Origin of the sequence: Antarcticirhabdus aurantiaca, assembly GCF_009765365.1 — a bacterium.
GTDB lineage: Bacteria > Pseudomonadota > Alphaproteobacteria > Rhizobiales > Rhizobiaceae > Antarcticirhabdus > Antarcticirhabdus aurantiaca.
This window is the reverse complement of sequence record NZ_VTOM01000001.1, coordinates 71,063-94,520: the sequence shown is the minus strand read 5'-3', so window position 1 is coordinate 94,520 and position 23,458 is coordinate 71,063. Positions and strand designations below refer to the sequence as shown.

Here is a 23,458-nt window from a genome sequence, read left to right as displayed (position 1 = left end):
GCCGATCCTTCCGGAGCCGAAGCGTTCCTCCCGCGGGCTCCGAGACTTTTTCCAAGTCTCGGAAAAAAGGCTGACAGACAATTCGATCCGTGTCAACGTGATCGCGCCGAGCCGAGGGGGGCTTGCAAGCCGGCAAACGAATCGGAAACAATCCGGGCTGGCCGAGGGAGGATGCGGAACGTGAAAGGTCTCTTCGCCAAGACCGACGCGGAAGCCGTGCGCGCGCACAATCGCCGCGTGGTGATCGATCATCTGCGTCGTGCGGATTCGTCGACGCGGCGCGCCACGGCCCAGGCGACCGGCCTGTCGGTATCGTCGGCCTCGGCCATCGCGACCGACCTCATCCGGAGCGGCATCTTCGAGGAGGTCGAGGAGGACGGGCGAAGCGCCCGCCGCGGCCGTCCGGAAAAAACGCTGCGGGTGGCGGGAAGCGCGGCCACGGTCGCCGCGGCCAAGCTCGCGGTCGGCGGCCTCTTCGTGCAGCTCGCCGATTATGCCGGCCGGCCGCTCGCCACCGCCGCGGCCGAGCGCCCGGTTGCCGACCTCGACGCGAGCGAGATCGCCTCGATCCTGGCGAGCCTGACCGAGGAGGCCGCGTCCGGCCTTTCGGGCGAAACGCCCAAACCCTCGCGCATGGTCGTGGCGGTGCAGGGCATGACCGATGCCGGTCACCGGCGCATCCTCTGGTCCCCGGCCCTCAAGCGCCGCGACCTCGACATCGCCGGGATGATCCAGGCCCTCACCGGCACGGAGGTCGAGATCTGCAACGACTGCTCCTTGATGCCGGAGGCCTTCCGCTGGCGGCCGGATCGGGGCGGGCTCGATCTGGGCACGGGCGACTTCGCGACCCTCTTCATCGGCTTCGGCGTCGGCATGGGCCTGCGCCTCGGCGGCCAGACCTTCGGCGGCCCCCTGTCCTCGGCGGTCGAGTTCGGCCACCTCAACCACCGCCCGGACGGAGCCCTTTGCCGCTGCGGCAATCGCGGCTGCGTCGAGGCCTATGCCGGCGACTACGCGATCCAGCGCCGCGCGCTCGGGGGACCTGTCGACGCGGTGCCGGCGCGGCGCGTAACCGACGCGGAGATGCGGGTGCTGGCGGGCGCGGCGCGCGAGCGCGACGGGCCGGAGCGCGACGCCTTCGCGCAGGCGGGCCTCGCCATCGGCTACGGGCTCGGCCGGCTCTTCACGCTGATCGACCCGCTGCCGATCGTGTTCACCGGCTCGGGCGCGCACGCCATGGACCTCCTGGAGCCGGCGATCCGCCGGGGGATCACGCAAAGCGCGGTCGCCGGTCAGGGTGCCGCCGTCCCCTTCGGCCACGTCGCGGACGTCGACGCCCTCGTCTTCGAGGCCGGCACCGCCCATGCCCTTGCGAGCCTCGACGAGAGTTTCGCGCGCGAAGGGCCGGCCGACGAGCGCCAGGTCGCCTGAGGTAGAGTGTGGCGCGCGCGCGACAGGCGGAGGGCGGGCGTCGCCGGGATGCCTGCCGGTCATGGCCGGTTGCGCGCGCGGCTGCTAGCACTCGCATGACGATCACGCTTGGCCGAGGACTGAGTGCCCACGCCGCCGATCCGGTTCCTCGCGCTCCTGATGCTGCTCATCGCGGGCTGCGCGTCGCGCCCCTACGCGACCCTGACGCCTGTCGCTCAAACGGTTCCCGGCGCCCAGCGCGTCGACATGCTGGTCGCCACGACCCGCGCGCCCTCGAACGTGTCGGGCGTCGTGTTCGGTCCCGAGCGCGGGCGTGGGCTGTCGCTCGAGAACATCGTCGTGTCCATTCCGCCGGCCCGGTTCCGCAAGCCGGGCGACATCGCCTATCCCTCCCCCGGCGCGCCCGATCCCGCCCGCCAGTTCGTGGCCCTCAAGGTCGAACCGCTCGATCCGGCCGGCGCGCGCGCCTGGTACAAGCGGGTCGCCCGTCCCAAGCGGCGCATCCTCATCTTCGTCCACGGCTTCAATTCGAGCTACGAGGAGGCGGTCTTCCGCCTCGCCCAGATCAGCCAGGACAGCGGCGCCGATGCCGCGCCGATCCTCTTCACCTGGCCCTCGGGCGGCTCGGTCTTCGACTACCTCTACGACCGCGACAGCGCCAACTATTCGCGCGACAGCCTGGAAGCCGTGATCGCCGGGGCCGCGGCCAGCCCGGACGTCGGCGAGATCACGCTGATGGCGCATTCCATGGGCGGCTGGCTGGCCATGGAGGCGGTGCGCCAGCTCGCCATCCGCCAGGGACGCCTTCCCCCGAAGCTCGCCAACATCGTGCTCGCCGCGCCCGACATCGACCTCGGCGTCTTCCGCACCCAGCTCGACGCCCTCGGCCCGGCGCAGGATCGCATCACCATCTTCGCCGCGCAGGACGACCAGGCGCTTCTCGTGTCGCGGCGGCTCGCCGGCGGCTCGCAGCGCCTCGGCTCGATCAACCTGTCGCGCCCGGATCTGAGGGCGGAAATGGCCCGGCGCGGCATCGTCGTGGTCGACATCAGCGGCATCCGCACCGGAGACCCGCTGAACCACACCACCTTCGCCCAGAGCCCCGCCGTGGTCCAGGCAATCGGCAATCGCCTGATCGCGGGCGACGGCCTGTCCGACGGTCGGCTCGGCCTCGCCGACGCGATCAACGCGACGGTCGTGGGAACCACGCAAGGCCTCGGCTCCGCCGTCGGCGCGGCGATCGAGCTGCCGGGCGCCCTCGTCAGCGGCGAGTCCCGCCAGCGGCTCGGCAGCAACCTCGATCGTGCCGGCCGCAGCCTCGGCGGCTCGCTCCAAACGGCGATCGGCCGATAGCGCGGCGACGCATCGTCGCCGTTGAAGCCTCGGCGCGGCTGCGGCAGTAGGGATTTCGCCGCACGAAAGGGAGAGCCGCGACGTGGAAGCCGTGACCACCGCCCTCGTCCTGCTGCTCGCGGTCGTCGCGAGCGGGATCCTGGCGCGGATCCTGCCCGTCGCGGTGCCGCGTCCGCTCGTCCAGATCGCGGTCGGCGGCCTGCTCGGGCTGTTCGTCGAGCTGCGGGTCCTCCTGGATCCCGAGCTGTTCTTCGTCCTGTTCCTGCCGCCGCTCCTGTTCCTCGACGGCTGGCGCATCCCGCGCGACGAGATGCTGAGGGACTGGACGACGATCATGGAGCTGGCGCTCGGGCTCGTGGTCTTCACCGTCGTCGGCATGGGCTTCTTCATCCACTGGCTGATCCCGGCGGTGCCGCTCGCCGTCGCCTTCGCGCTCGCCGCGATCCTCTCGCCGACCGACCCGATCGCCGTCTCGGCCATCGCCCAGCGCACGCCCATCCCCCGGCGCATGCTGCACATCATCGAGGGCGAATCGCTCCTCAACGACGCGTCCGGCCTCGTCTGCTTCCGCTTCGCCGTCGCCGCGGCCATGACCGGCGGCTTCTCGCTGGCGGAGGCCTCGCTCAGCTTCGTCTGGCTGGCGCTCGGGGGCTTGGCGGTCGGCTTCCTCCTGACGCTCGCCGTCACCCGGACCAAGGACTGGATCTCGGACCGCTTCGGCGAGGACAGCAGCTCGCAGATCCTGATCACCCTCCTCATCCCGTTCGGCGCCTATCTCCTTGCCGAGCATCTCGGCTGCTCGGGGATCCTCGCCGCCGTTTCGGCGGGCATCGGCATGAGCCGCGCCGAAGCGCGCGGGCTGGTCATGGCGCAGACCCGCGTCAGCCGAACCAATGTCTGGAACGCCATCCAGTACACGCTTAACGGCATCATCTTCGTGCTGCTCGGCGAACAACTGCCCTTCATCCTGTCGAGCGCGGCCGAAACCGTGCGCGCCGTCGGCGAGCAGGAGCCCTGGTGGCTCGCCGTCTACGTCGTCCTGATCACGGCCGGGCTCGCGGGCCTGCGCTTCGTCTGGGTGTTCGTGTCGCTGGAGCTGACGCTGCTGCGCCGGCGCTCGCGCCACGTTTCGCCGGGCTGGCGCATCGTGGCGGCCATGTCGCTGTCGGGCGTTCGCGGCGCGGTGACGCTGGCGGGCGTTCTGACGCTGCCGCTGGCGCTGCCGGACGGCTCGCCGTTTCCGGCGCGCGAGCTCGCCATCTTCATCGCCATGGGCGTCATCATCCTGTCGCTCCTCGCCGCGTCGATCGCGCTTCCGGTCTTCCTGAAAGGCCTGCGACTGCCGCCCGAAACCGCCCGCGCGGCCGAAGAGGACACCGCCCGCATCGCCGCCGCGAGGGCCGCGCTCTCCGCGATCGAGGCGTTCCAGCGCGAAAGCGGCGAGGAAGCGCGCCGGGCCGGACTTCTGGACGCGGCCGCCTCGCGCACCGGCGATCTCTACCGCCGCCGCATCGAGCGGCGCAGCCACGGCGGCGACGGCGAGGCCGACGCGGAGGCGCGCCTCGGCGAGCGGATCGAGGCGGAGATGCGGCTCGCCGCGCTCAAGGCCGAGCGCGCCGCGCTGTTCGGCATGGTGCGCCGGGGCGAGCTCGGCTCGGAAACCGCCCGCAAGCTGATCCGCGAGCTGGACCTCCTGGAGACCCGCTACGGCGGCTAGGACTTCGAGAGATCGATCACGACGCGCCGGAGGCCCGGATCCTCCGGATGCATCTCGCGGCGGAAGCCGAGGTCGCCCGCCATGGCGAGCATGGTCGTGTTCTGCGCCAGGACCTCGCCGTAGACCTGGCGAAGGCCGCGCTGGCGGCCGTAGTCGAGGATGGCGTTCATCAGGATCGAGCCGAGGCCGCGCCCCTTCTGGTCGGAACGCACCATGATCCCGAACTCGGCGACCTCCTCGTTCGGATCCATGATGAGGCGGGCGACGCCGAGGATCGTGCCCGGCGGCTCCCCGTCGCCCGATGCGTCCGGCTCGGCGACGAAGGCCATCTCGCGGGCATAGTCGATCTGGGTGAGGCGCGCGGCGAAGGCGTGGCCGACCTTCCGGATCGCCCGGAAGAAGCGCAGGCGGATGTCGTCGGGATCCGAGGCCTCGATCATCGCGATAACCGCGCCCTCGTCTTCCGGGCGGATCGGGCGCAGGCGGAAGGCCGTGCCGGCGCGCGAGCGAACGTCGCGCTCGAGTTCGCCGGGATAGGGCTGGATGGCGAAGCGGGCGCGCCGGCTTCCGCTCGCCGGGGCGACCGCGATCCGCGCGTCGAGAGCCACGACGCCCGTTTCGTCGACGAGAAGCGGATCGATGTCGATCGCGCCGATCTCGTCGAAGTCCGCGATCATCTGCGAGAGGGTGACGAGGACGTCGGCGAGCGCCGCGCGCTCCTTCGCCGCTCGCTCGCCCCGCCCGTCGGCGGCATGTGCCGCGCGGGTGCGCGCGATCATGTCCTCGGCGAGGATGCGATTGAGCGGCGGCAGGCCCACCGCCTCGTCGGCCGGCGCGGCGCCATCGCCCCCGCCGAGACGCACCACCGGGCCGAAGACCGGGTCGATCTTGACGCCGGCGGACAGGGACCGGGCGCGCGGGCGGCGGATCATGCGCTGCACGGTGAAGCCCTCGATGCGCGCGCCGGGCCGGCGCTCCGAGACGAGCTTCAGCATGTGGTCGGCGGCCTCCGCCACCATGTCGGACGTGTCGAGCTCCAGGCGCACGCCGCCGACGTCGGACTTGGGCGCGATGTCGCGCGACAGGATCTTCAGCGCCACGGGAAAGCCGATCTCGCTCGCGATCAGCGCGGCCTCGGCGGGCGAGGCGGCGATGCGCGTCTCCACCACGGGGATGCCGTAGGCGGCCAGCAGCGCCATGGCCTCCGGCTCGGCGAGGACGCGTCCCTCTCCTTCCACCGCCGCGGACACGAGGCGCGCCGCCGTTTGCGGCTCGCGGCGGCCGGGGGACACGGCGGGCGGCGTTTCGATCAGGAGGTCCTGGTTCCGGCGGTAGTCGACGAGCTGCATGAAGGCGCGCACCGACTCGTCCGGCGTCTGATAGGTCGGCACGCCCTCCCGGGCGAAGAGCCGCCGGGCGTCCCGCGCGTCGCGCTCGCCGAGCCAGCAGGTCAGGAGCGGCGAGCGCCCCTGCGCCGGCCGCGCCGCGGCGGCGGCGAGGCTCGCCTCGGCCGCGGCGCGGCCGGCGACGATCGCCTGCGGGCAATGCAGCACCAGGACGGCGTCCTGGTTCGGATCGGCGAGGAGGGCCGCGACCGCCTCGCCGTAGAGCTCGGCCGAGGCGTCGCGCAACGTGTCGACGGGATTGGCGGCCGAGCCGTGGGCGGGCAGGATGCCGGCAAGGCGCTCGCGCGTCTGGGCGCTGAGCTCGGCGAGGCGGCCGCCGAGGCCCGCCAGCGCGTCGGCGGCGAGGATCCCGGCGCCCTCCCCGTTGGTGAGGATCGCCAGCCGGTCGCCCTTGGGGCGAAGCCCGCTCGCGAGCGTCCCGACTGCCTCGAAGAGCTCGCGCAGCGTTTCCACCCGCAGCATGCCGGCGCGGCGGAAGGCGGCGTCGTGGACGGCGTCGGAGGCCGCGTCCCCGCGCCCCGCCTTGATGACGATGACGGGCTTGGCGCGCGCGGCGATGCGCGCGGCGGTCATGAACTTTCGGGCGTCGCCGATCGCCTCGACGTAGAGGAGGATCGCCCGCGTCTTCGGGTCGAGCGCGAGGTGGTCGAGGAGATCGCCGACGTCGACGTCGCTCGTGTCGCCGATCGAGACGACGTGGGAGAAGCCGATCTCGCGCACGTCGGCCCAGTCGAGCACAGCGCTCGCGACCGCGCCGGACTGCGTGACGAAGGCGAGGTCCCCCGGTTTCGGGGTGAGATGCACGAAGCTCGCATTGATGCGCGCGACCGGCGACAGGAAGCCGATGCAGTTCGGCCCGACGATGCGCAGGAGGTGCGGGCGCGCCGCTTCCAGGAGGTCGCGGCGCAGCGTGCCCTCGTCGAAGCCGGCCGAGATCACGACGGCCGCGCGGCAGCCGCGTCGGCCGAGCTCGTCGACGATGCCGGGCACGCTCGGCGCCGGCGTCGCGATCACCGCGAGGTCGGGCGTCAGCGGCAAATCGGCGACGGAGCGGAAGTTCACCGCCGAGCGGATCGCCGTCTCGTGCGGGTTGACCGGCATGACCGGCCCTTCGAAGCCGGCACCGAAGAGATTGCGGGCCAGCACCTCGCCGACCGAGCCCGGCCGGTTGCTCGCGCCGATGAGCGCGATCGCCTTGGGCTGGAACAGAGCGTCGAGATTGCGGGTCGACATGGCGCCGGCGCCTCGCGGGACGAGAAGGGACGCGGCGGGAATGAGGCTCGGCCCCGCCGCGTTCCGCTCAGGCGTCCGTCAAAGGGCGGCGATGATACCGATCTCGACGGTGTAGTCGGGCGCGGCGAGGCGGGGCGACTCGACGGTGGCGCGGGCCGGCGCGCAGCCGGGCGCGAGCCAGGCGTCCCAGACGCCGTTCATCTCGGCGAAGGTGCCCATGTCGCAGAGCCAGATCGTCGCCGAGAGGATCCTGGTCTTGTCCGTGCCGGCCTCGCCGAGCAGCGCGTCGATCCGGGACAGGATGTCGCGCGTCTGGTCGGCGACGGACGCGCCCGGGGCGCCGGACGCGACCTGGCCGGCGAGATAGACCGTGTTGCCGTGGACGACGGCCTGGCTCATGCGGGTGCCGGGCTGAAGGCGCTTGATCTCGGACATGGGGTTCGTCTCCTCGGCGGGATGATGGGGTTGGATGCGCCCGCGGGGGTAGCCCAGCCGCCGCCCGAAATCCACCGGCGAGCGCCATGCCTGCAATCGGCGTCCGGCGGCGCTAAATATGATCGTCCGCGGCGATGCCGCATCCCGTTCGTACAGAGGCCCGATTGACCGTCACGATCTATCACAACCCGCAATGCGGCACCTCGCGCAACGCGCTGGAGATGATCCGGCAGTCCGGCGAGGAGCCCGCCATCGTCGAATACCTGAAGGAGCCGCCTTCGCGCGAAACGTTGACCGAGCTGTTGAACGCGATGGGATTGAGGCCGCGCGACATCCTGCGCAAGAAGGGCACGCCCTATGCCGAGCTCGGCCTCGACGATCCTAAGCTTTCCGACGAGGAACTGCTGGACGCCATGACCGAGCATCCGATCCTGATCGACCGGCCGATCGTCGTGACGGACAAGGGCGTCGCGCTGTGCCGGCCGTCCGAGAAGGTGCTGTCGCTCCTCGACGCGCCGGTCGCCTCCTTCACCAAGGAGGACGGCAGGACCGTCACGGCGAACTGATGCCCTGAAAACGCGTGTGGCCGGAGCCGGGAAGGGCTCCGGCCGTGCCGCGGCCGATTGGGACGGGAGGCCGGCGGCTTGGGGCGCGCCCATCTGGGGAGGAAAGCGCGCCCGATCCATCGGGCCGGACGCTGGTGCGCCCGGTCGTTCGAGATCAGATATCCTCGAAGTCGCCGCCGAAGTCCTCGCCGCCCATGTCGGCGACCTGCTCCTCGGCCGCAGCGCCGGCATCGGCGACCGCGCCTTCGACGGCCGCCGCCGGATCGTCGCCGAACATCATGTCGGAGAGCATCGAGCCGAGAACGACGCCGCCCGCGACGCCCATCGCAGTCTGCGCGGCGCCGGCCATGAAGCCGCCGCCCCCGCGGCCCGGCGCCGCCATGGCGCCCGGCTGCTGGCCGTAGCCCGCCTGCGGGCCGGAATTCCAGGGACCGGAGGCCTGCGGCGCGGCGGCCTGGCCGTAGCCGGGCTGGCGGCCATAGGCGGCGGGCTGCTGACGGGGCGCGGCCGCGCCGCCGCCGAACAGCGAGCCGAAGAAGCCGCCGGACGACTGGGGTCGGCTGGCCTGCGCCTCGAGCGCCTGGATGCGGGCCTGCGCGGCTTCGAGCGCCTGCTCCTGGATGATGATGGTCTGCGCCATGTAGTAGGGCGCAGCCGGCTGGCGGGCGACGCTTTCCTGGATGAAGCGATCCGCCTCGGCTTCGCGGGGCGGCGCTGTGCGCTCCGCCTCGGAAAGCTTGCCGAAGAGGTTCTGGATCAGGTTCTGTTCGTCGCGGTTCATCTTGGATTCCTCGATGTCTGAGTGACGGCGGGCGGGAGGCCGCCGCTTACTCCTCGCGCTGGCCGGTGAACTGCAGCAGCAGCTGGAAGAGGTTGATGAAGTTCAGATAGAGCGACAGCGCGCTCATGACGGCGATCTTGCCGGCGGCCTCAGCGCCGTAGTGCTCCGAATACTCTTCCTTGATGCGCTGCGTGTCGTAGGCGGTGAGACCGGTGAACACGAGGACGCCGATCACCGAGACCGCGAACTGCAGCGCCGAGGACTGGAGGAAGAGGTTCACGAGGCTGGCGACGACGACGCCGATCAGGCCCATGAACAGGAACGTGCCCATGCCCGACAGGTCGCGCTTCGTCGTGTAGCCGTAGAGGCTCATGACGCCGAAGACGCTGGCGGTGATGAAGAAGGTCTGGGCGATGCTGGCGCCGGTGAAGACCAGGAAGATCGAGGCCATGGACAGGCCCATGACGGCGCAGAAGGTCCAGAACAGCATCTGGGCGGTGGCGAAGGACACGCGCTCGATGCGGAAGCTCAGGAACATCACGAAGGCGAGCGGGGCGAGCATCACCACCCACTTCAGCGGCGAGGAGAAGATCGGCACGTAGAGTGCCGGGGTGTTCGCCACCGCGAAGGCGACGAGGCCGGTGATCACGAGGCCGAGCCCCATGTAGTTGTAGATGCGCAGCATGTGCTGGCGCAGGCCCTCGTCGAAGAGGACCTGGTCGCGTGCCGGCGCGGCGGAAACGCCGAAGCCGCGGAAGGGCGTGTTCATGTCGGTCGAACTCCTTGTGGGATCAGGACGCTTGGGGGATCAGTGGAGGCTGGCCTCGATGCGCCGCGCTTCGCGCTCCAGCGCCTGCCGGCCGGCACCGGTCGAGATGAGGGCGTAGGCGACCTCGCCGACCTGCCAGTAGGCCGCGGTCTCCTCGCCCTGGGTGACCGCGCTGGAGGGCACGACGTCGAAGGAGCCGGGCCGCACGGCGAAGAGCGAGAGCGGGCCGAACTCGGGCGACGAGACCGCCATTTCGAGGCTCGACCCGAAGGTCGAGGGGAAGACCTGGACGTCGCGCACGGCCCAGCCCGTCGGCAGGTCCGGCACGCGGATCGCCGTCGCCGACAGGATCTCGGCCGGGTCGAAGACGGCGCTCTCCGGCTGCGACACCATCTCGGCGCGCAGCGCGCTCGTGGAATGGGCGCGCAGCGCGTCGGCGACGAAGGCCGGCGGCGGCGCGGAGGCGACGCTCTGGCGGACGCTGAGCGCGTTGAACTCGGCATGCGCCACCCAGCCAGCGCCGAGCAGCGCGACGAGGGCCGCGGCCCGCGCCGCGCGGCGCATCACGGCCCGGTTGCGCAGGGAGCGCTCCAAGCGGCCGGCGATCGCGTTGGTCGGCACGCTGACCGGGAGCGGCTGGGCGCGCAGCGCCAGGCGAAGCTCGTCGCGGGTGCGAAGCTCGGCCATCACGCGCGCGGCCTCCGCCGGCCGGGCGGCGAGATGCGCCTCGACCTCGATGCGGCGGGCGGAGGAGAGCTGCTCGTCGACATAGGCCGCGAGGTCGACCTCGGTGATCGGATCAGGATCGCGGTGCATCCGAGCCTCCTCTGGCCGTCAAGGGAACGACGTTGCCGGCGGGGACGCCCTCCTCCATCTCGCGCAGCTTCGCCCTGGCGCGCGAGACGCGGGACACGAGGGTGCCGACGGGAATGGCGAGCGAGGCGGCGGCCTCGTCGTAGGACAGACCCTCGACGGTCACGAGGTGGAGCGCCGCGCGCTGCTCGTCGGGCAGCGCCATGAAGGCGCGGCGCACTTCGGCGAGGCGCGTGGCGCTTTCCTGCGCGGCTTCCGCGGCCGGATCGACGCGAAGGCCGATCTCGGCGTCGCGCACGGCCTCCGCCCGCCGGGTGCGCAGGGAATCGACGAAGCGGTTGTGGAGGATCGACATCAGCCAGGGGCGGAGCTGGCGGCCCTGCCGGAACTGGTCGCGCCGCTCGAAGGCGCGCAGGAGCGCGTCGTGGACGAGGTCCTCGGCCTCGTTGGGGTCGCGCGTCAGCGACAGGGCGTAGCGCCGCAGAGGCGCCAGGAGGCCGATGACGTCGATGTCGCGCTTGGTGTCGCTCATGCCCCGTATACGGACGGACTCCCGGCTTCCATCCAGCCTCGAAGGATTTTTTTGCGTCGCCGAAGCGCGACCGGCGGCTCGAACCGGCTATCTTCGCGATCGTCATGGATTCGCCCCGCATCCCGCCCGCTTCGGCGGAAAGCCTCGAGCCGCCGAACGAGGGCGGCGCTCCCCCGCCCGCCTGGATCGAGCGGGGCACGCCTGCCTTCGCGCGGGTCGGGTTCGCGCTGTTTCTCGCGGGCTTCTCGACCTTCGCGCTGCTCTACTGCGTCCAACCGCTGCTGCCGGAGTTCGCGCGGCACTACCGCGTGAGCCCCGGGGAAAGCTCGCTCGCCCTTTCGCTCACCACCGGCTTCCTCGCGCTCGCCATTCTCCTGGCCGGCGCCCTGTCGCAAGGCCTGCCGCGGCGCGGCCTGATGTTCGGCTCCATGGCGGCGGCGGCGGTCCTCAACCTCGCGGCGGCGGCGGCGCCGAACTGGCCGCTGCTTCTTCTCGCCCGCGCGCTCGAAGGCTTCGTTCTCGGCGGCGTGCCGGCGGTCGCCATGGCCTACCTCGCCGAGGAGATCCATCCGCGCAACCTCGGCAAGTCGATGGGCCTCTACGTCGCCGGCACCGCCTTCGGCGGCATGATGGGGCGGGTCGGCATGGGCCTCCTCACGGAGATCGCCTCCTGGCAGGTCGCCATGGCGATCCTGGGCGGGCTCTGCCTCCTGGCGGCGGTCGGCTTCCTTCTTCTCCTGCCGCCCTCGCGCAACGCCACGGTCCAGCGGGGCCTCGGCGCGCGCCACCACCTGCGGACCTGGGGCGGGCTCCTCGCCCGGCCGGCGCTCATGCGCATCCTTCTCATCGCCTTCTGCGTGATGAGCGTCTTCGTGACGATCTTCAACTATGCCGGCTTCCGCCTCTCGGCGCCGCCCTACGCGCTCGGGCAGACGGCGATCGCCATGATCTTCCTGGCCTACGGCTTCGGCATCTTCGCGTCCTCGACGGCCGGAAGCCTCGCCGACCGCTTCGGCCGCCGGTCGCTGCTCCTGGCGGGGCTCGGGCTGATGGCGGCGGGGGTCGCGACGACGCTCGCGGGGCCGCTCGTCCTCGTCATTCTCGGCATCGTGCTCGTCACGATCGGCTTCTTCGCCGCCCATTCGGTGGCGAGTGGCTGGGTGGGCCCGCTGGCCGGTCCGGCCAAGGGTCACGCCGCCTCGCTCTACCTCCTCTTCTACTACGCCGGATCGAGCATCAGCGGCTCGGCGGCCGGCTGGGCCTGGGAGCATGGCGGCTGGGGCGCGGTGGCGGGCTTCTGCTTCGTCTTCGTGGCGGCCGCCCTGGTCCTGGCCGCCCGCATGCGCGAGGCGCGTGCCTGAGGCGCGCCATCTTCTGGTCATGCCCCTGCGTCAGGCTTTTCAGATCGTCGCCAGGAGACGCAGATGATCTTCCGCCGAACGCTTCGCCCCGCGCTCGTCGCGCTGGTCGCCCTCGCCATAGAGGGCTCGATCGCCGCCTCCGCCGCCGCCACCGAGCCGCGCAGCATCGGCGCCCTGCACTTCGACGCGCCGGAAGGCTGGACGGCAAAGAGCGTGACGAGCGGGCTGATCCTCGAAAAGCAGTTTCCCGCCGATGCCGAGAACAGGAAGGGCGGGGCGATGATCCACGTCCTCGGCCCCTTCGCCGAGCCGCAGGCAGCCTTCGACCGCAACTTCGATACGACGGTCGGCATGATCAAGGGCTTCGCCGAGGAGGACCCGATGCTGAAGGCGGCCGGCACCACCTCGAACGGCCACCGCATCCGCTCCGACTACCGCTGCTGCGCCAGCATCGGCAGCGTGTCGGCGGGCCTGCGCACGGTCGGCATCGCCTCCCAGCGCAACCAGGCCTTCTTCTCGCTCGTCGACTTCCAGCTGCGGGACGAGCGGCAGGACGAGGTGGAGGCAGCCTTCGCGTCGATGATCCGCTCGGTCCGCCTGGAGCCGACGGACAAGCCCTTCGCACTGGTGCCCGCCAGCGGCTACGGGGGTCTGGACGGCGTCTTCACCCATCTCGACACCGGCGTCATGCCGAACGCCTTCGGCGGCACCGACTTCTATTCCGACAGCAAGATCACCGTCTTCGATCCGTCCGGCCTGTTCTCGACGGAGCTGCCGGAGACCGGCGACATCCAAGCCCATTGCCGCGCGACGCCGACCGATTGCGGCCTCTACAAGGTGACCGGCGGCGGCTTCTTCGGCGGCGCGCGGCAGATCGAGATGCGCGAGGTCGCCGACGAGTTCGGCACGCTGGAGGCGGAAACGAAGCCGCTCGAACAATCGAGCGGCGGGCTGACCATCGACGGCACGGTTCATTCGCGCGTGCCGCCGCCCCCGGCCGGCACCCCCTTCGACGGCACGTGGCGCTACTTCTACGCCTCGTCCGGAATGATGGCGACGTCGTCGGGCAGCGTCGCGGTCGAGCGGATCCTGACCCTGTCGCGAAACGGGCGCTTCGAGCGCAGCGGCTTCACCGGCGCCTCCTCGACGAGCGACGCGGGCGGGGGAACGAGCGGCGTCACCGTGTCGAACCAGCGACCGTCCGCCAGCGGACGCTACCGGGTCGACGGCTACGCGATCGTGCTGACGGGCGACGATGGGCAGACCGAGCGCCTGTCGCTCTTCGCTCCCGACGAGGGTTCGGACGACCTCCTGGTGATCGGCGGCAACAACTATCTGAAGGCGGAGGGCGGGGAGGCCCCGAGCGGCGGATCGTCCTCGTCCTCAACGTCGTCCACGCCGAAGCGCCCGCGCTCCTGAGCGCGGTTCCGCTTCAAGGCTTCTCGCGCCCGACCCGGGCGGCGAGGTCGGTGAAGCTCTCCACGCGGCCCTGCCCGGCCGACCGGTTGGCGAGGCGCAGGTAGCGCACGGGGAAGCAGATCGCCTCGACATGGGCGTGGCTGAGCTCCGGCGGCCGCTCGGGGTCGGCGAGAAGCGCGGCTTCGGCCTCCGCGAGGGCGCCGTCGATCTCCGCCGCCGTCAACGCGCCGCGCGCCCGCAAGGCTTCCATCAGCGTGGACACGGCGACGAGCAGACCTTCGATCTGGAGGTTGGCGGTGTTCATGGGCGGCGGCTCCTCTGCTCTGGGCGCGGCGAAACGGCATCTCCGCGTCGGACCGGAGCTAGGCGGGTGGCCCGCCCCGGCAATGCGCAGCCGGCCCCCGGGAAGCGTGCGCGAACACAGACCGCTGTGGGTCGCATCGATCTGAGGCGTCAGGCGAAACGAGACTTGGGGGTAAAGCGGCGCCCGCCTTGACGGGTATCGTTGATATCAACAGATATCGACCATGCTGAACACGCCGTCCGATCCCCCGCAGGTTCCCTTCGCCACGACGCTGCTCGTGCGCGACCATTGTCTCTGCCTGCACGCCCAGCGCGCCGCCCGCGCGCTGGCGCGGCGCTTCGACGACGCCCTGCGCCCCGTGGGCCTGACGAACGGTCAGTTCTCGCTCCTCATGTCGCTGAACCGCCCGGCGCCTCCGACGGTCGGATCCGTCGCCCAGCTCCTCGCGATGGACCGGACCACGCTGACGGCGAACCTGAAGCCGCTGGAGCGCGAAGGCCTCATTGTCGTGCAGGTCGACCCCGAGGATCGGCGCGCCCGTCGCCTCCACCTGACGGCGAAGGGCCTGTCACGGCTCGCGAGCGCCGTTCCGATCTGGACGTCGACCCACGCCGAGATCGAGGCGCGCCTGGGCGACGCGGAAGCGGCTCGCCTCCGCTCTGCCCTTCTCGCTCTGGCGTGAAACCCATCGATTGCGCGCCGGGCCCTTGAAACTAGGTAGCTACGCACTTCGCACGCACGCACGCGTGGCGTTAATCACCCCTTGGCTGTGGGCGGCATAACCATTGAGCGAGGCTCACGGTACCAGGCTGCCCCGATGGACTTGCATACGCTTCACGTTTCGAGCGCCATCACGAACGTCACCTGCGGCCTCGTCCTGGCAATCGGCTGGTTCGTCAAGCCGAAGCTGGTCTGCCTGGGCTGGTGGGCGAGCGCCTTCATGGTGTTCGCCGTCGGGCTCGTCCTGCAGATCGAAGGCGTCACGCACCCCGCGATCGGGGCGCTGACCTACGGCGCGCTCGTCGCCGGCACGCTTCTGATGCTGGCGGGCTTCCGGAGCTTCGACGGCCGCCGCGCCTTTTCCACCCTGATGCTCCTGTCGCTGCCGCTCCCGCCGGCGGCCCACGTGCTGCTGATGCGCACGGTCCCGGGATCGGAGTGGCCCGAACTCGCGACCTTCGTCCTCAGCTGCCTGATCTCGGTCCAGGTGCCGCTCTACGTCCTCGCCCAGAACAAGGACCGCCTCGCCTTCCGCTGGCTGGCCGGCACGGCCTTCGCCACCCAGCTCGCCGTCACGGTGTCGGTGATCGTCTGGGGCGCCGCGATCATCACGCCCGAGAACGTCACGCTGGCGATCTCGCTCACCGATCAGGTCTGCAGCACGATCGTGATCGCCAGTGTGCTCGGCATGGTGATCGAGCGCGACAATCGCCGTCTCGATCGGATGGTGTACCGCGACGCGCTGACCGGCTGCCTGAACCGCGCGGGTCTCGTGGCCTACAAGGAGAGGGCGCCGGGACCCCACGGCGTCCTCGTCGCCGACCTGGATCATTTCAAGCGCTTGAACGACCGGCACGGCCACGCGGCCGGCGACGAGGCCCTGCGGGCCTTCGTCCGCCGCGTCGAAGCGACGCTTCCGCCCGGCTCGATCCTCGCCCGAACCGGCGGCGAGGAATTCGTCGTTCTCCTTCCGGGTGCGTCCGTGTCCCAGTCCGAGGCGCTCGCCATCCGCCTGAAGGACGCGGTGCAGGCCCGGCGCTTCGACTACGAAGGAACGGCCATCGCCGTCACCGTCAGCATCGGCGTGTCCAGCACGATGCAGGGCGACTCGATCCGCAACGGGATCCGCCGCGCCGACGCGGCCCTCTACATGGCCAAGCGCGCCGGACGAAACCGGGTCGCCGTTTATGCCGATCCGCCCGTCCCCGGCGCATCCGTCACCGCCGCGGCCTGACGGCCTTCAGGTCGGCTCGAAGCGAAGCGCGACGCCGTACGCGGCGTTCGGCGGCACGACGAGACCGCCATCCCTCGCCTCGAACGGGATCGCGGCCTCCGACAGGCGGGCGGCCTGCTCCTCGATGTTCGGGACGGCCACCGCGAAGGACGAGAAGCGGGGCGCCGTTGACGATGCTTCGCGCACCTCGATCCGGCCGCCCTGGAGCGGAAAGACCAGCCCGTTCCCCGACTGCCCCCGCTCCCCGGTAAAGGCCGACAGGAAGGCCTCGTGCGCCGCGGGGCGCGGCGTCGACAGGGTTGCCGCGGCGATGTTCGTCGCCCCGTTCGGATGGTTCTGGAACGCCGGGTTCCAGAAGTTCTCGGGGACGTGCTGCTGGCAGACGAAGAAGCCGGCATCCGGCGCCGCCTCGTCGACCGCGAAGGCGAGCGTGAAGGCGACGCGCGCCTCGCTCCCGTCGGGACGGCGGCCCGTCCGCTCGAAGAAGAAGGGCTCGAAGTCGCCGATGCCGGCGGCCGCGAAGCGCTCGGCATCGGCCTTGGCATCGGCGCTGTCGAGCACCAGCATGGCAAGGCCCTCGCGCGCCTCGAGGGCGTCGCGCAGGAAGGCGCCGAAGCTGAAAGCGCGCGGCCCGTGTGCCGGGATGGCCGCCGCGTCGTCGCCGACCGTGATCAGCTCGACGAAGGACGAAGCGAACTGGACGAGGCGGTTCTCCGTCCCCCAGGGGTGGCGATTGCGGGCCCCGACCTGGAAGCCGAGCCGCCGGTAGAGATCGGCGCCCGCGTCGAGATCGCGAACAGCCACAACCAGATGATCGATGCGACGCGCCATTCGGCCCCTCCATCCCCCCGCCCCGGACACGGCACCGGGATTTGCCCCCTGCCTCGACGGTGCCGCCAGATCTAGAGGGATCGGGACCCCGCGACGACCGTTTTCGCGTCGGCAGCGGCACGGCGCCGAGTTTGACTCCGCGGAACAACGTTGATATCAACTCAATTACGAACGCATCGAAACCGGCGCCACGGGAGAGTCGCCATGCTTTCGGACGAGACCTCATCCGCCATCATGTCCGCGTCCAAGATGGACCGCGCCGAGATCACACGCATGCTTTGCCCGGCCGCGACCTCGGAGGCGGGTCGATGAAGCGCGAGGACTTCCTTGCCGGCCCGGTGACGGTCACCGCCTATGACTGGGTGCCGGAGCTGGCGCAGGGCTTCGTGCGGGATCTCAGGCTTCGCTGGGCGCTGGAAGAAGCCGGCTTCCCCTACGAAGCGGAGCTCCTGCCCCACGCCGAGCGCGAAAGCCCGGAAAATCTGGCGCGCCAGCCCTTCGGTCAGGTCCCGGCGCTGAGCGTCGCGGGCCGCTCGATGTTCGAGAGCGGCGCCTGCCTCTGGCGCATCGCGGAGGCGAGCGACGCGCTGCTGCCCGCCGATCAGGCGGAGCGGAACGCCTGCTTCTCCTGGCTCTTCGCGGCGCTGGATTCGCTGAGCCCGCCGGTCGACCTTCTCGCCTTCCTGCGCGTCTTCGCCGAGGATCGCGAGGCGGCTCGGCGGCTCGAGCCGCAGGCAAGCGAGCACCTGCGCGCGAAGCTCGCCCGCTTCGCCGACGCGCTTGGGGGCCGCCCCGTCCTGGTCGGGGACAGCTTCACCGTGGCCGACCTCGCCGCGAGCTTCGTTCTGCGCAACGTCGAGCCGACCGGCGATCTCGACGCCTTTCCGACGCTGAAGGCCTATGTCCAACGGCACACGAGCCGCCCCGCCTTCCGCCGGGCGCTCGAAGCGCAGATGGAGCCGTTCCGCAAGAACGCCGCCCGCTACGCGGCGGGCCGCTGAAATCCGTCGCCGCTATCATCGCCGACGCCCCGTGCCCTCGCGTGCGGCGAGCCGACCGCCTGACCGATCACATCAAACCAAGGAACCGCCAATGTCCTATGTCATGGGATGCGTGATCCCCGTCGAGGGATCGAAGCGCGAGCGCTTCGTGGAACAGGCCCGGATGGTCGCTCCCTTGTTCCGCGAGTTCGGAGCCTTGAGCGTCCTCGACGCCCTCCAGGACGACGTGCCGCGGGGCGAGGTGACCGACTTCCACCGCTCCGTCGCGGCGAGGGACGACGAGCTCGTCGCCTTCGGATGGATCGTCTGGCCGGACAAGGCGACCAAGGACGCCGCCGAGGCGACGATGATGGCCGATCCGCGCATGGACATGACCGACATGGCCTTCGACGGAAAGCGGATGATCTTCGGCGGCTTCGATCCGGTCGTCGACGAGGGGCCGGGCGGCGCCTTCACTTACGTCGAGGGCTTCGTCATCGCCGTGCCGACGGCCAACCGGGAGGTTTTCGTGCGGCATTGCCGCGAGGCCGCGCCCGTGTTCCTGCGCCACGGGGCGACGCGCCTCGTCGAATGCTGGGGCGTCGACGTTCCCGACGGCAAGGTCACCGACTTCGCGCGCGCCGTGAAGGCGGGCCCCGACGAGACGGTCTGCTTCTCCTGGATCGAATGGCCGGACAAGGCGACGCGGATCGCCGGGCAGAAGGCCGTGTTCGCCGAGATGGAGAGCACGATGCACGACAACCCGATGCCCTTCGACGGCAAACGGATGATCTATGGCGGCTTCGACGTCGTCAGCCGGGAGGATCGGGGATGACCAACGCTCACGGGACCCCGGTCTGGTACGAGCTCGTCGCGGAGGACGCGGACGAGGCCGAGCGCTTTTACGGGACGGTGCTCGGCTGGCGCTTCTCGCGCCCGCCTGGCGGCCTGGAGCGCGACTACCGCGTCGCCGAGGCAAGCGGAACAGGCGTCGCAGGCATCATGAAGAGGCCGGCCGGCATGGAGATGCCGCGGCGCTGGCTCGTCTACTTCGGCGTCGACGACGTCGACCGCACGGCGACCGCCGCGCGCGAGGCGGGCGCGGCGATCCACATCCCCCCGACCGACATTCCCGGCATCGGCCGCTTCGCCTTTCTCGCCGATCCGCAGGGACAGGTGCTCTACCTCATGCGCGGGACGAGCGAGGCCCCCTCGCGCGCCTTCGTCGGGGGCGGCGAGGCTCCGCAGGGCCATGCGGTCTGGAACGAGCTGTCGACCCCGGACCCGGACGCGGCGCTCGACTTCTACAAGCGCGTCCTGTCGATCCGCAACGAGGGCGGCATGCCGATGGGCGAGTTCGGCGAGTACCGCTTCATCCATGCCGGACCGGACTGCATCGGCGCGGTGATGGGCGAGATGCCGAACGGGCGGCCGGGCTGGCTGGTCTACTTCTCGGTGGACGACGTCGATGCAGCCAAGGCCCGGCTCGAAAGCGCCGGCGGTCGATCGCTGCAGGGGCCGGACGAGGTTCCCGGCGGCGCCTTCATCGTCGTCGCCGAAGACGACCGAGGCGCCCGCTTCGGCCTCGTCGGCCGGCGCGGTTCCGCCGCCGGCTAACCGGCGAAGCCCTACGACGGGCGCGGCCGGTCCGTCCCGGATCGGCTGCTAGAGCGCCCGGAACATCACCAGCGCGTCCACGAAGCCGTGCGCGGGGTGCTCGAAGGCCAGGGGCAGCCGTCCCACGACGGCGAAGTCCATGGCCTGCCAGAGCGCCACGGCACGGCTGTTCGTGCTGACGACGAAGTTGAACTGCATCGCGCGAAAGCCGCGCGACCGGGCGTGGTCGAGGGAATGCCCGCACATGCGGCGGGCGACGCCCCGGCCCGCGGCCTCGCTGGCCGTCACGTAGCCGCAATTGCAGACGTGGCGCCCGCCACCCGCCTGGTTGGCCCGGATGTAGTAGGTGCCGACGAGGCCGCCCTCGTCCTCGGCGACGAAGACCTCCTTGTCCGGGCCCAACCAGTAGGCGAGGATGTCGGCATCGCTCATGTCCCGGTCGAGCGTGTAGGTTTCGCCCTGTTCGACGACGGGCCGGATGATCGAGAGGATCGCGGCGCGGTCCTCGTGGCGGGCGGGTCTGATCAGCATGGCCGAGCGATAGTGGCTCCCGCGCGCCTTGGAAAGATCGGCCGGCGGCGCTCCTCGTTCCGTCGCATTCGCCCGACACGATCGGCGCGACCGCGTCCGGGTCTTTCGTGCTTCTGTTCCAACGCCCACATGCAGGATGCCGGGACGCGGGAGCGCTGCGGTGGGAAGCGGACGCGTCGCTCGATTGACACGGGGACGCGCTTGCCTTCACCAAACCGGTCGCGAACCCGCCGGCTGCTCGACGCCGCACGACATGGGATTCAACTGACGCGAATGCTCCGATCCGCTCCCGACGCTCCGCCCACGACCCGGAACCCCGTCGCCGATCTCGAGGGACGCGACCCGCAAGATGTTTTGAAGGCGGTCTTCGGCCACGCGGCCTTTCGCGGGCAGCAGCAGGCGGTGGTGGAGCGGCTGGTGGCCGGCGGCGACGCGGTCGTCCTGTTTCCCACCGGCGAGGGCAAGTCGGTCTGCTACCAGGTGCCGGCGCTCTGCCGCCGCGGCACGGCGGTCGTCGTCTCGCCGCTGATCGCGCTGATGCGCGACCAGGTCGAGGCGCTTCGCCAGGCCGGCGTCGCGGCCGCGGCCTTGAACTCGGGCATGGCCGAGGAGGAGCGCGACGCGGTGCGCCGCGACCTCATGAACGGCCGCCTCAAGCTCCTCTACGTAACGCCCGAGCGCGTGACGACGCCGGGCTTCCGGCAGGCGCTCTCGCGGGTGGACGTGTCGCTCTTCGCCATCGACGAGGCGCATTGCGTCAGCGCCTGGGGCCACGATTTCCGGCCGGAATATCGCGAGCTGGCGGCGCTCGCCGACGACTTCCCGAACGTGCCGCGCATCGCGCTGACCGCCACCGCCGATCCGGCGACGCAGGGCGACATCGTCGAGCGCCTGCGCCTCGAAGGCGCGCCGGTCTTCAAGACGAGCTTCGACCGGCCCAACATCCGCTACGAGATCGTCGAGCGCGACAATGCGCGGCGCCAGCTCCTCGACTTCCTCGCCCGCCACGACGGCGCGGACGGCATCGTCTACTGCCTCAGCCGGCGAAAGGTCGAGGAGACCGCCGCCTTCCTGAACAAGGAGGGCATCCGCGCCCTCGCCTATCACGCCGGCATGCCGTCCGAGGACCGCTCGGCGAACCAGGACGCGTTTCTCAAGAGCGCTGGCGGCCTCGTTCTCTGCGCCACCACCGCCTTCGGCATGGGCATCGACAAGCCGGACGTGCGCTTCGTCGCCCATCTCGATCTGCCCGGCTCCGTGGAGGCCTACTACCAGGAAACCGGCCGCGCCGGGCGCGACCGCGAGCCCGCCGAGGCCTGGATGGCCTACGGCATGCAGGACGTCGTCCAGCGCCGGCGGATGATCGACGAGGGGCAGGCCGGCGAGGAGATCAAGCGGGTCGAGCGCTCCAAGCTCGACGCGCTGCTCGGCATCTGCGAGACGACGGCGTGCCGGCGCGCGGCGATCCTGCACCATTTCGGCGAGCGCCATCCAGGGGGCTGCGGGAACTGCGATTCCTGCCTCAACCCGGTCGAGACCTATGACGGCACGGATGTCGCGATCAAGCTCCTCGCCGCGGTCTACCGCACCGGCGAGCGCTTCGGCGCCGGCCACGTCATCGACGTCCTGACTGGCAAGCGCACGGACAAGGTCGAGCGCTTCGGACACCACGAAATGCCGGTCTTCGGCGTCGGGTCGGACCTCGACGCGCGCGCCTGGCAGTCGGTGCTGCGGCAGGTGACGGCGGCGGGCCTCATCCGCGTCGACAACGACGCCTTCGGCGCGCTGCGCCTGGAAGAGGAGCCGGCGCGCGCCGTGTTCCGCAAGGAACGGCCCGTCACGCTGCGCCAGGACCGGCCGAGGAAGAGCGGAAGCGGCGGGCGGGGCGGACGCGGCCGGGATCGCGACCGCAAGGGGCCGGGGGGATCCGTCGCGGGGCTCGACGAGACCGAGCTCGGCCTCTTCGAGGCGCTGCGCAAGGTTCGCCTGCAGCTTGCCCGCGACCAGAACGTGCCGCCCTACGTCGTCTTCCATGATTCGACGCTGCGGGCGATGGCGGAGGCCCACCCGAGGAGCATGACCGCCCTGTCCAGGATCCCCGGCATCGGCCAGGCCAAGCTGGAGCGCTACGGCGAGGCCTTCCTGGAGGTCCTCGAAGCGGCGGACTAGCGCGGGAGTGTGTGGCGCGGCGCCACTGCCGGGCGCTATCCTCCCGCGCGAAGGGGCCCGACAGCCCCGCCCATCCCGAGGATCATCCGGAAATGCGCACGTCGAAGGTCGTTCACGTCGTCACCTGCCACGCGGAAGGAGAGGTCGGCGACGTCATCGTCGGGGGTGTCGCGCCCCCGCCCGGCGACACGGTCTGGGAGCAGTCGCGCTGGATCGCCAAGGACGAGAGCTTGCGCAACTTCGTCCTCAACGAGCCGCGCGGCGGCGTCTTCCGGCACGTGAACCTCCTCGTGCCGCCGAAGGACCCGCGCGCGAAGATGGGCTGGATCATCATGGAGCCGGCCGACACGCCGCCGATGTCCGGCTCCAACTCGATCTGCGTCTCCACCGTCCTCCTCGACACCGGCATCGTGCCGATGGAGGAGCCGGTGACGCGCATGGTGCTGGAAGCCCCGGGCGGCCTCGTCGAGGTCGAGGCGGACTGCCGGAACGGCAAGGCCGAGCGCATCAGCGTGCGCAACGTCCCCTCCTTCGCCGACCGGCTCGACGCCAAGCTCGAAGTCGAGGGCCTCGGCACGATCACCGTCGACACGGCCTATGGCGGCGACAGCTTCGTGATCGTCGACGCCGCCTCCATCGGCGTCGAGATCAGGCCGGATCAGGCCCGCGACATCGCGCGGCTCGGCGTGCGGATCACGGCGGCCGCCAACGAGCAGCTCGGCTTCCGGCACCCGACGACCGACTGGAACCACATCTCCTTCTGCCAGATGACCAATCCGGTCGAGCGGCGCGACGGTGTGCTGTGGGGCAAGAACGCGGTGGCGATCCGGCCGGGCAAGGTCGACCGCTCGCCGACCGGCACGGGCTGCTCGGCGCGCATGGCCGTTCTTCACGCGCGGGGAGAGATGCAGGTCGGCGAGCGCTTCGTCGGCACCTCGATCATCGACACCGAGTTCCACTGCCGCATCGACGCGGGCGTCGAGGTCGGCGGCAAGCCGGCAATCAGCCCGATCATCTCGGGGCGCGCCTGGATCGTCGGGACCCAGCAGCTCATGGTCGACCCCGCCGACCCCTTCCCCGCCGGCTACCGCCTCTCCGACACCTGGCCGATGGACCTTTGAGGCGAGGCTGCGCGGCAGCGGGGGCGCTTGCCGTCTCAGGGCGGCGTTGCGAACCGCGCGCGCGCCGTCCACAGCTTGAAGGCCGCGCGAATCGCCGATCCGCCGGCGCGAGCACAGCCCTGGCCCTTCGAGACC

The 23,458-nt window shown here is 71.0% G+C and carries 22 protein-coding genes; 13 read left to right on the top strand and 9 right to left on the bottom strand.

Going from position 1 to position 23,458, the window contains the following annotated elements; all coding sequences use genetic code 11:
- Positions 1–180: 180 nt before the first annotated feature.
- The 3 genes from FZN60_RS00440 (at position 181) to FZN60_RS00430 (ending at position 4,501) form a co-directional block, all read left to right on the top strand.
- Entirely contained in the window at positions 181–1,431 is a 1,251-nt protein-coding gene (locus tag FZN60_RS00440; protein ID WP_246726499.1) for an ROK family protein, read from the top strand.
- A gap of 123 nt (positions 1,432–1,554) precedes the next feature.
- Positions 1,555–2,784 (top strand): alpha/beta hydrolase, encoded by a 1,230-nt coding sequence (locus FZN60_RS00435; protein ID WP_246726498.1) that lies wholly within the window; start codon positions 1,555–1,557, stop codon positions 2,782–2,784.
- A gap of 82 nt (positions 2,785–2,866) precedes the next feature.
- Positions 2,867–4,501, top strand: a complete 1,635-nt coding sequence (locus FZN60_RS00430; RefSeq protein ID WP_158869947.1) for a Na+/H+ antiporter — start codon at positions 2,867–2,869, stop codon at positions 4,499–4,501.
- Here the strand turns inward: FZN60_RS00430 and FZN60_RS00425 are convergent.
- Positions 4,498–7,140 carry a bifunctional acetate--CoA ligase family protein/GNAT family N-acetyltransferase gene (locus tag FZN60_RS00425; protein WP_158869945.1) on the bottom strand — a complete coding sequence of 881 codons (2,643 nt, stop codon included), beginning with the start codon at positions 7,138–7,140 and terminating at the stop codon, positions 4,498–4,500. The two genes, FZN60_RS00430 and FZN60_RS00425, sit on opposite strands and share 4 nt — an antisense overlap.
- A 78-nt stretch (positions 7,141–7,218) precedes the next feature.
- The gene (locus tag FZN60_RS00420) at positions 7,219–7,575 is read right to left on the bottom strand and encodes a RidA family protein (RefSeq protein ID WP_158869943.1); all 357 of its coding nucleotides are present in this window, start codon (positions 7,573–7,575) and stop codon (positions 7,219–7,221) included.
- A 164-nt stretch (positions 7,576–7,739) separates the two neighbouring features.
- On the opposite strand from FZN60_RS00420, the gene arsC reads away from it, so the two are divergent.
- The gene (gene arsC / locus FZN60_RS00415; protein ID WP_158869941.1) at positions 7,740–8,141 is read left to right on the top strand and encodes an arsenate reductase (glutaredoxin); all 402 of its coding nucleotides are present in this window, start codon (positions 7,740–7,742) and stop codon (positions 8,139–8,141) included.
- Positions 8,142–8,295: 154 nt separating this feature from the next.
- Here the strand turns inward: arsC and FZN60_RS00410 are convergent, their stop codons facing one another.
- Genes FZN60_RS00410 through FZN60_RS00395 form a run of 4 tightly spaced genes read right to left on the bottom strand, consistent with a single transcriptional unit; the run spans position 8,296 to position 11,036 of the window.
- Complete coding sequence (locus tag FZN60_RS00410) at positions 8,296–8,922, bottom strand: DUF2076 domain-containing protein (RefSeq protein ID WP_158869939.1); 627 nt, start codon at positions 8,920–8,922, stop codon at positions 8,296–8,298.
- A 46-nt stretch (positions 8,923–8,968) separates the two neighbouring features.
- Entirely contained in the window at positions 8,969–9,691 is a 723-nt protein-coding gene (locus FZN60_RS00405; protein ID WP_158869937.1) for a Bax inhibitor-1/YccA family protein, read from the bottom strand.
- Between the two features lie 39 nt (positions 9,692–9,730).
- Complete coding sequence (locus tag FZN60_RS00400; protein ID WP_158869935.1) at positions 9,731–10,507, bottom strand: anti-sigma factor family protein; 777 nt, start codon at positions 10,505–10,507, stop codon at positions 9,731–9,733.
- A complete protein-coding gene (locus tag FZN60_RS00395; protein ID WP_158869933.1) occupies positions 10,491–11,036 on the bottom strand; it encodes a sigma-70 family RNA polymerase sigma factor in 546 nt (181 codons plus the stop codon). The genes FZN60_RS00400 and FZN60_RS00395 overlap by 17 nt, the downstream gene beginning before the upstream one ends.
- Before the next feature lie 104 nt (positions 11,037–11,140).
- Between FZN60_RS00395 and FZN60_RS00390 the strand changes: the two genes are divergently transcribed.
- Together FZN60_RS00390 and FZN60_RS00385 are read left to right on the top strand one after the other, a co-directional pair.
- On the top strand, positions 11,141–12,397 hold the full coding sequence (locus FZN60_RS00390) for an MFS transporter (protein WP_158869931.1): 1,257 nt from the start codon (positions 11,141–11,143) through the stop codon (positions 12,395–12,397).
- 63 nt (positions 12,398–12,460) lie between these two features.
- Positions 12,461–13,816, top strand: coding sequence for a hypothetical protein (locus FZN60_RS00385; RefSeq protein ID WP_158869929.1), 1,356 nt, complete (start codon positions 12,461–12,463; stop codon positions 13,814–13,816).
- Between the two features lie 13 nt (positions 13,817–13,829).
- Here the strand turns inward: FZN60_RS00385 and FZN60_RS00380 are convergent, their stop codons facing one another.
- Positions 13,830–14,120: a hypothetical protein gene (locus tag FZN60_RS00380; RefSeq protein WP_158869927.1), complete on the bottom strand. Its 291-nt coding sequence runs from the start codon at positions 14,118–14,120 to the stop codon at positions 13,830–13,832.
- A 223-nt stretch (positions 14,121–14,343) separates the two neighbouring features.
- Between FZN60_RS00380 and FZN60_RS00375 the strand changes: the two genes are divergently transcribed.
- Together FZN60_RS00375 and FZN60_RS00370 are read left to right on the top strand one after the other, a co-directional pair.
- Positions 14,344–14,802, top strand: a complete 459-nt coding sequence (locus FZN60_RS00375; protein WP_158869925.1) for a MarR family winged helix-turn-helix transcriptional regulator — start codon at positions 14,344–14,346, stop codon at positions 14,800–14,802.
- Positions 14,803–14,937: 135 nt separating this feature from the next.
- Positions 14,938–16,074, top strand: coding sequence for a GGDEF domain-containing protein (locus FZN60_RS00370; protein ID WP_158869923.1), 1,137 nt, complete (start codon positions 14,938–14,940; stop codon positions 16,072–16,074).
- Positions 16,075–16,080: 6 nt separating this feature from the next.
- Here FZN60_RS00370 and FZN60_RS00365 read toward each other — a convergent pair whose 3' ends face one another.
- Entirely contained in the window at positions 16,081–16,905 is an 825-nt protein-coding gene (locus FZN60_RS00365; protein WP_158869921.1) for a VOC family protein, read from the bottom strand.
- A 308-nt stretch (positions 16,906–17,213) separates the two neighbouring features.
- On the opposite strand from FZN60_RS00365, the gene FZN60_RS00360 reads away from it, so the two are divergent.
- From FZN60_RS00360 to FZN60_RS00350, 3 genes are all read left to right on the top strand, one after another.
- Positions 17,214–17,906: a glutathione S-transferase family protein gene (locus tag FZN60_RS00360; RefSeq protein WP_158869919.1), complete on the top strand. Its 693-nt coding sequence runs from the start codon at positions 17,214–17,216 to the stop codon at positions 17,904–17,906.
- 91 nt (positions 17,907–17,997) lie between these two features.
- On the top strand, positions 17,998–18,720 hold the full coding sequence (locus tag FZN60_RS00355; protein WP_158869917.1) for a DUF1428 domain-containing protein: 723 nt from the start codon (positions 17,998–18,000) through the stop codon (positions 18,718–18,720).
- Positions 18,717–19,502, top strand: a complete 786-nt coding sequence (locus FZN60_RS00350; protein WP_158869915.1) for a VOC family protein — start codon at positions 18,717–18,719, stop codon at positions 19,500–19,502. The genes FZN60_RS00355 and FZN60_RS00350 overlap by 4 nt, the downstream gene beginning before the upstream one ends.
- Positions 19,503–19,550: 48 nt before the next feature.
- Here FZN60_RS00350 and FZN60_RS00345 read toward each other — a convergent pair whose 3' ends face one another.
- Positions 19,551–20,033 carry a GNAT family N-acetyltransferase gene (locus FZN60_RS00345; RefSeq protein ID WP_158869913.1) on the bottom strand — a complete coding sequence of 161 codons (483 nt, stop codon included), beginning with the start codon at positions 20,031–20,033 and terminating at the stop codon, positions 19,551–19,553.
- Between the two features lie 273 nt (positions 20,034–20,306).
- Between FZN60_RS00345 and recQ the strand changes: the two genes are divergently transcribed.
- Together recQ and FZN60_RS00335 are read left to right on the top strand one after the other, a co-directional pair.
- Positions 20,307–22,202 (top strand): DNA helicase RecQ, encoded by a 1,896-nt coding sequence (recQ, locus tag FZN60_RS00340; protein ID WP_158869911.1) that lies wholly within the window; start codon positions 20,307–20,309, stop codon positions 22,200–22,202.
- Between the two features lie 92 nt (positions 22,203–22,294).
- Complete coding sequence (locus FZN60_RS00335) at positions 22,295–23,323, top strand: trans-3-hydroxy-L-proline dehydratase (RefSeq protein WP_158869910.1); 1,029 nt, start codon at positions 22,295–22,297, stop codon at positions 23,321–23,323.
- Positions 23,324–23,458 lie beyond the last annotated feature (135 nt).

What these genes read in the sequence shown, in the direction of transcription:
- FZN60_RS00370 (WP_158869923.1), top strand. Translation starts at nt 14,938, where the DNA reads ATGGACTTGCATACGCTTCACGTTTCGAGCGCCATCACGAACGTCACC.
- FZN60_RS00385 (WP_158869929.1), top strand. Translation starts at nt 12,461, where the DNA reads ATGATCTTCCGCCGAACGCTTCGCCCCGCGCTCGTCGCGCTGGTCGCC.
- recQ (WP_158869911.1), top strand. Translation starts at nt 20,307, where the DNA reads ATGCTCCGATCCGCTCCCGACGCTCCGCCCACGACCCGGAACCCCGTC.
- FZN60_RS00410 (WP_158869939.1), bottom strand. Translation starts at nt 8,922, where the DNA reads ATGAACCGCGACGAACAGAACCTGATCCAGAACCTCTTCGGCAAGCTT.
- FZN60_RS00365 (WP_158869921.1), bottom strand. Translation starts at nt 16,905, where the DNA reads ATGGCGCGTCGCATCGATCATCTGGTTGTGGCTGTTCGCGATCTCGAC.
- FZN60_RS00405 (WP_158869937.1), bottom strand. Translation starts at nt 9,691, where the DNA reads ATGAACACGCCCTTCCGCGGCTTCGGCGTTTCCGCCGCGCCGGCACGC.
- FZN60_RS00420 (WP_158869943.1), bottom strand. Translation starts at nt 7,575, where the DNA reads ATGTCCGAGATCAAGCGCCTTCAGCCCGGCACCCGCATGAGCCAGGCC.
- FZN60_RS00380 (WP_158869927.1), bottom strand. Translation starts at nt 14,120, where the DNA reads ATGAACACCGCCAACCTCCAGATCGAAGGTCTGCTCGTCGCCGTGTCC.
- FZN60_RS00395 (WP_158869933.1), bottom strand. Translation starts at nt 11,036, where the DNA reads ATGAGCGACACCAAGCGCGACATCGACGTCATCGGCCTCCTGGCGCCT.
- FZN60_RS00375 (WP_158869925.1), top strand. Translation starts at nt 14,344, where the DNA reads ATGCTGAACACGCCGTCCGATCCCCCGCAGGTTCCCTTCGCCACGACG.
- FZN60_RS00335 (WP_158869910.1), top strand. Translation starts at nt 22,295, where the DNA reads ATGCGCACGTCGAAGGTCGTTCACGTCGTCACCTGCCACGCGGAAGGA.
- FZN60_RS00400 (WP_158869935.1), bottom strand. Translation starts at nt 10,507, where the DNA reads ATGCACCGCGATCCTGATCCGATCACCGAGGTCGACCTCGCGGCCTAT.
- FZN60_RS00390 (WP_158869931.1), top strand. Translation starts at nt 11,141, where the DNA reads ATGGATTCGCCCCGCATCCCGCCCGCTTCGGCGGAAAGCCTCGAGCCG.
- FZN60_RS00425 (WP_158869945.1), bottom strand. Translation starts at nt 7,140, where the DNA reads ATGTCGACCCGCAATCTCGACGCTCTGTTCCAGCCCAAGGCGATCGCG.
- FZN60_RS00355 (WP_158869917.1), top strand. Translation starts at nt 17,998, where the DNA reads ATGTCCTATGTCATGGGATGCGTGATCCCCGTCGAGGGATCGAAGCGC.
- FZN60_RS00345 (WP_158869913.1), bottom strand. Translation starts at nt 20,033, where the DNA reads ATGCTGATCAGACCCGCCCGCCACGAGGACCGCGCCGCGATCCTCTCG.
- FZN60_RS00360 (WP_158869919.1), top strand. Translation starts at nt 17,214, where the DNA reads ATGAAGCGCGAGGACTTCCTTGCCGGCCCGGTGACGGTCACCGCCTAT.
- FZN60_RS00350 (WP_158869915.1), top strand. Translation starts at nt 18,717, where the DNA reads ATGACCAACGCTCACGGGACCCCGGTCTGGTACGAGCTCGTCGCGGAG.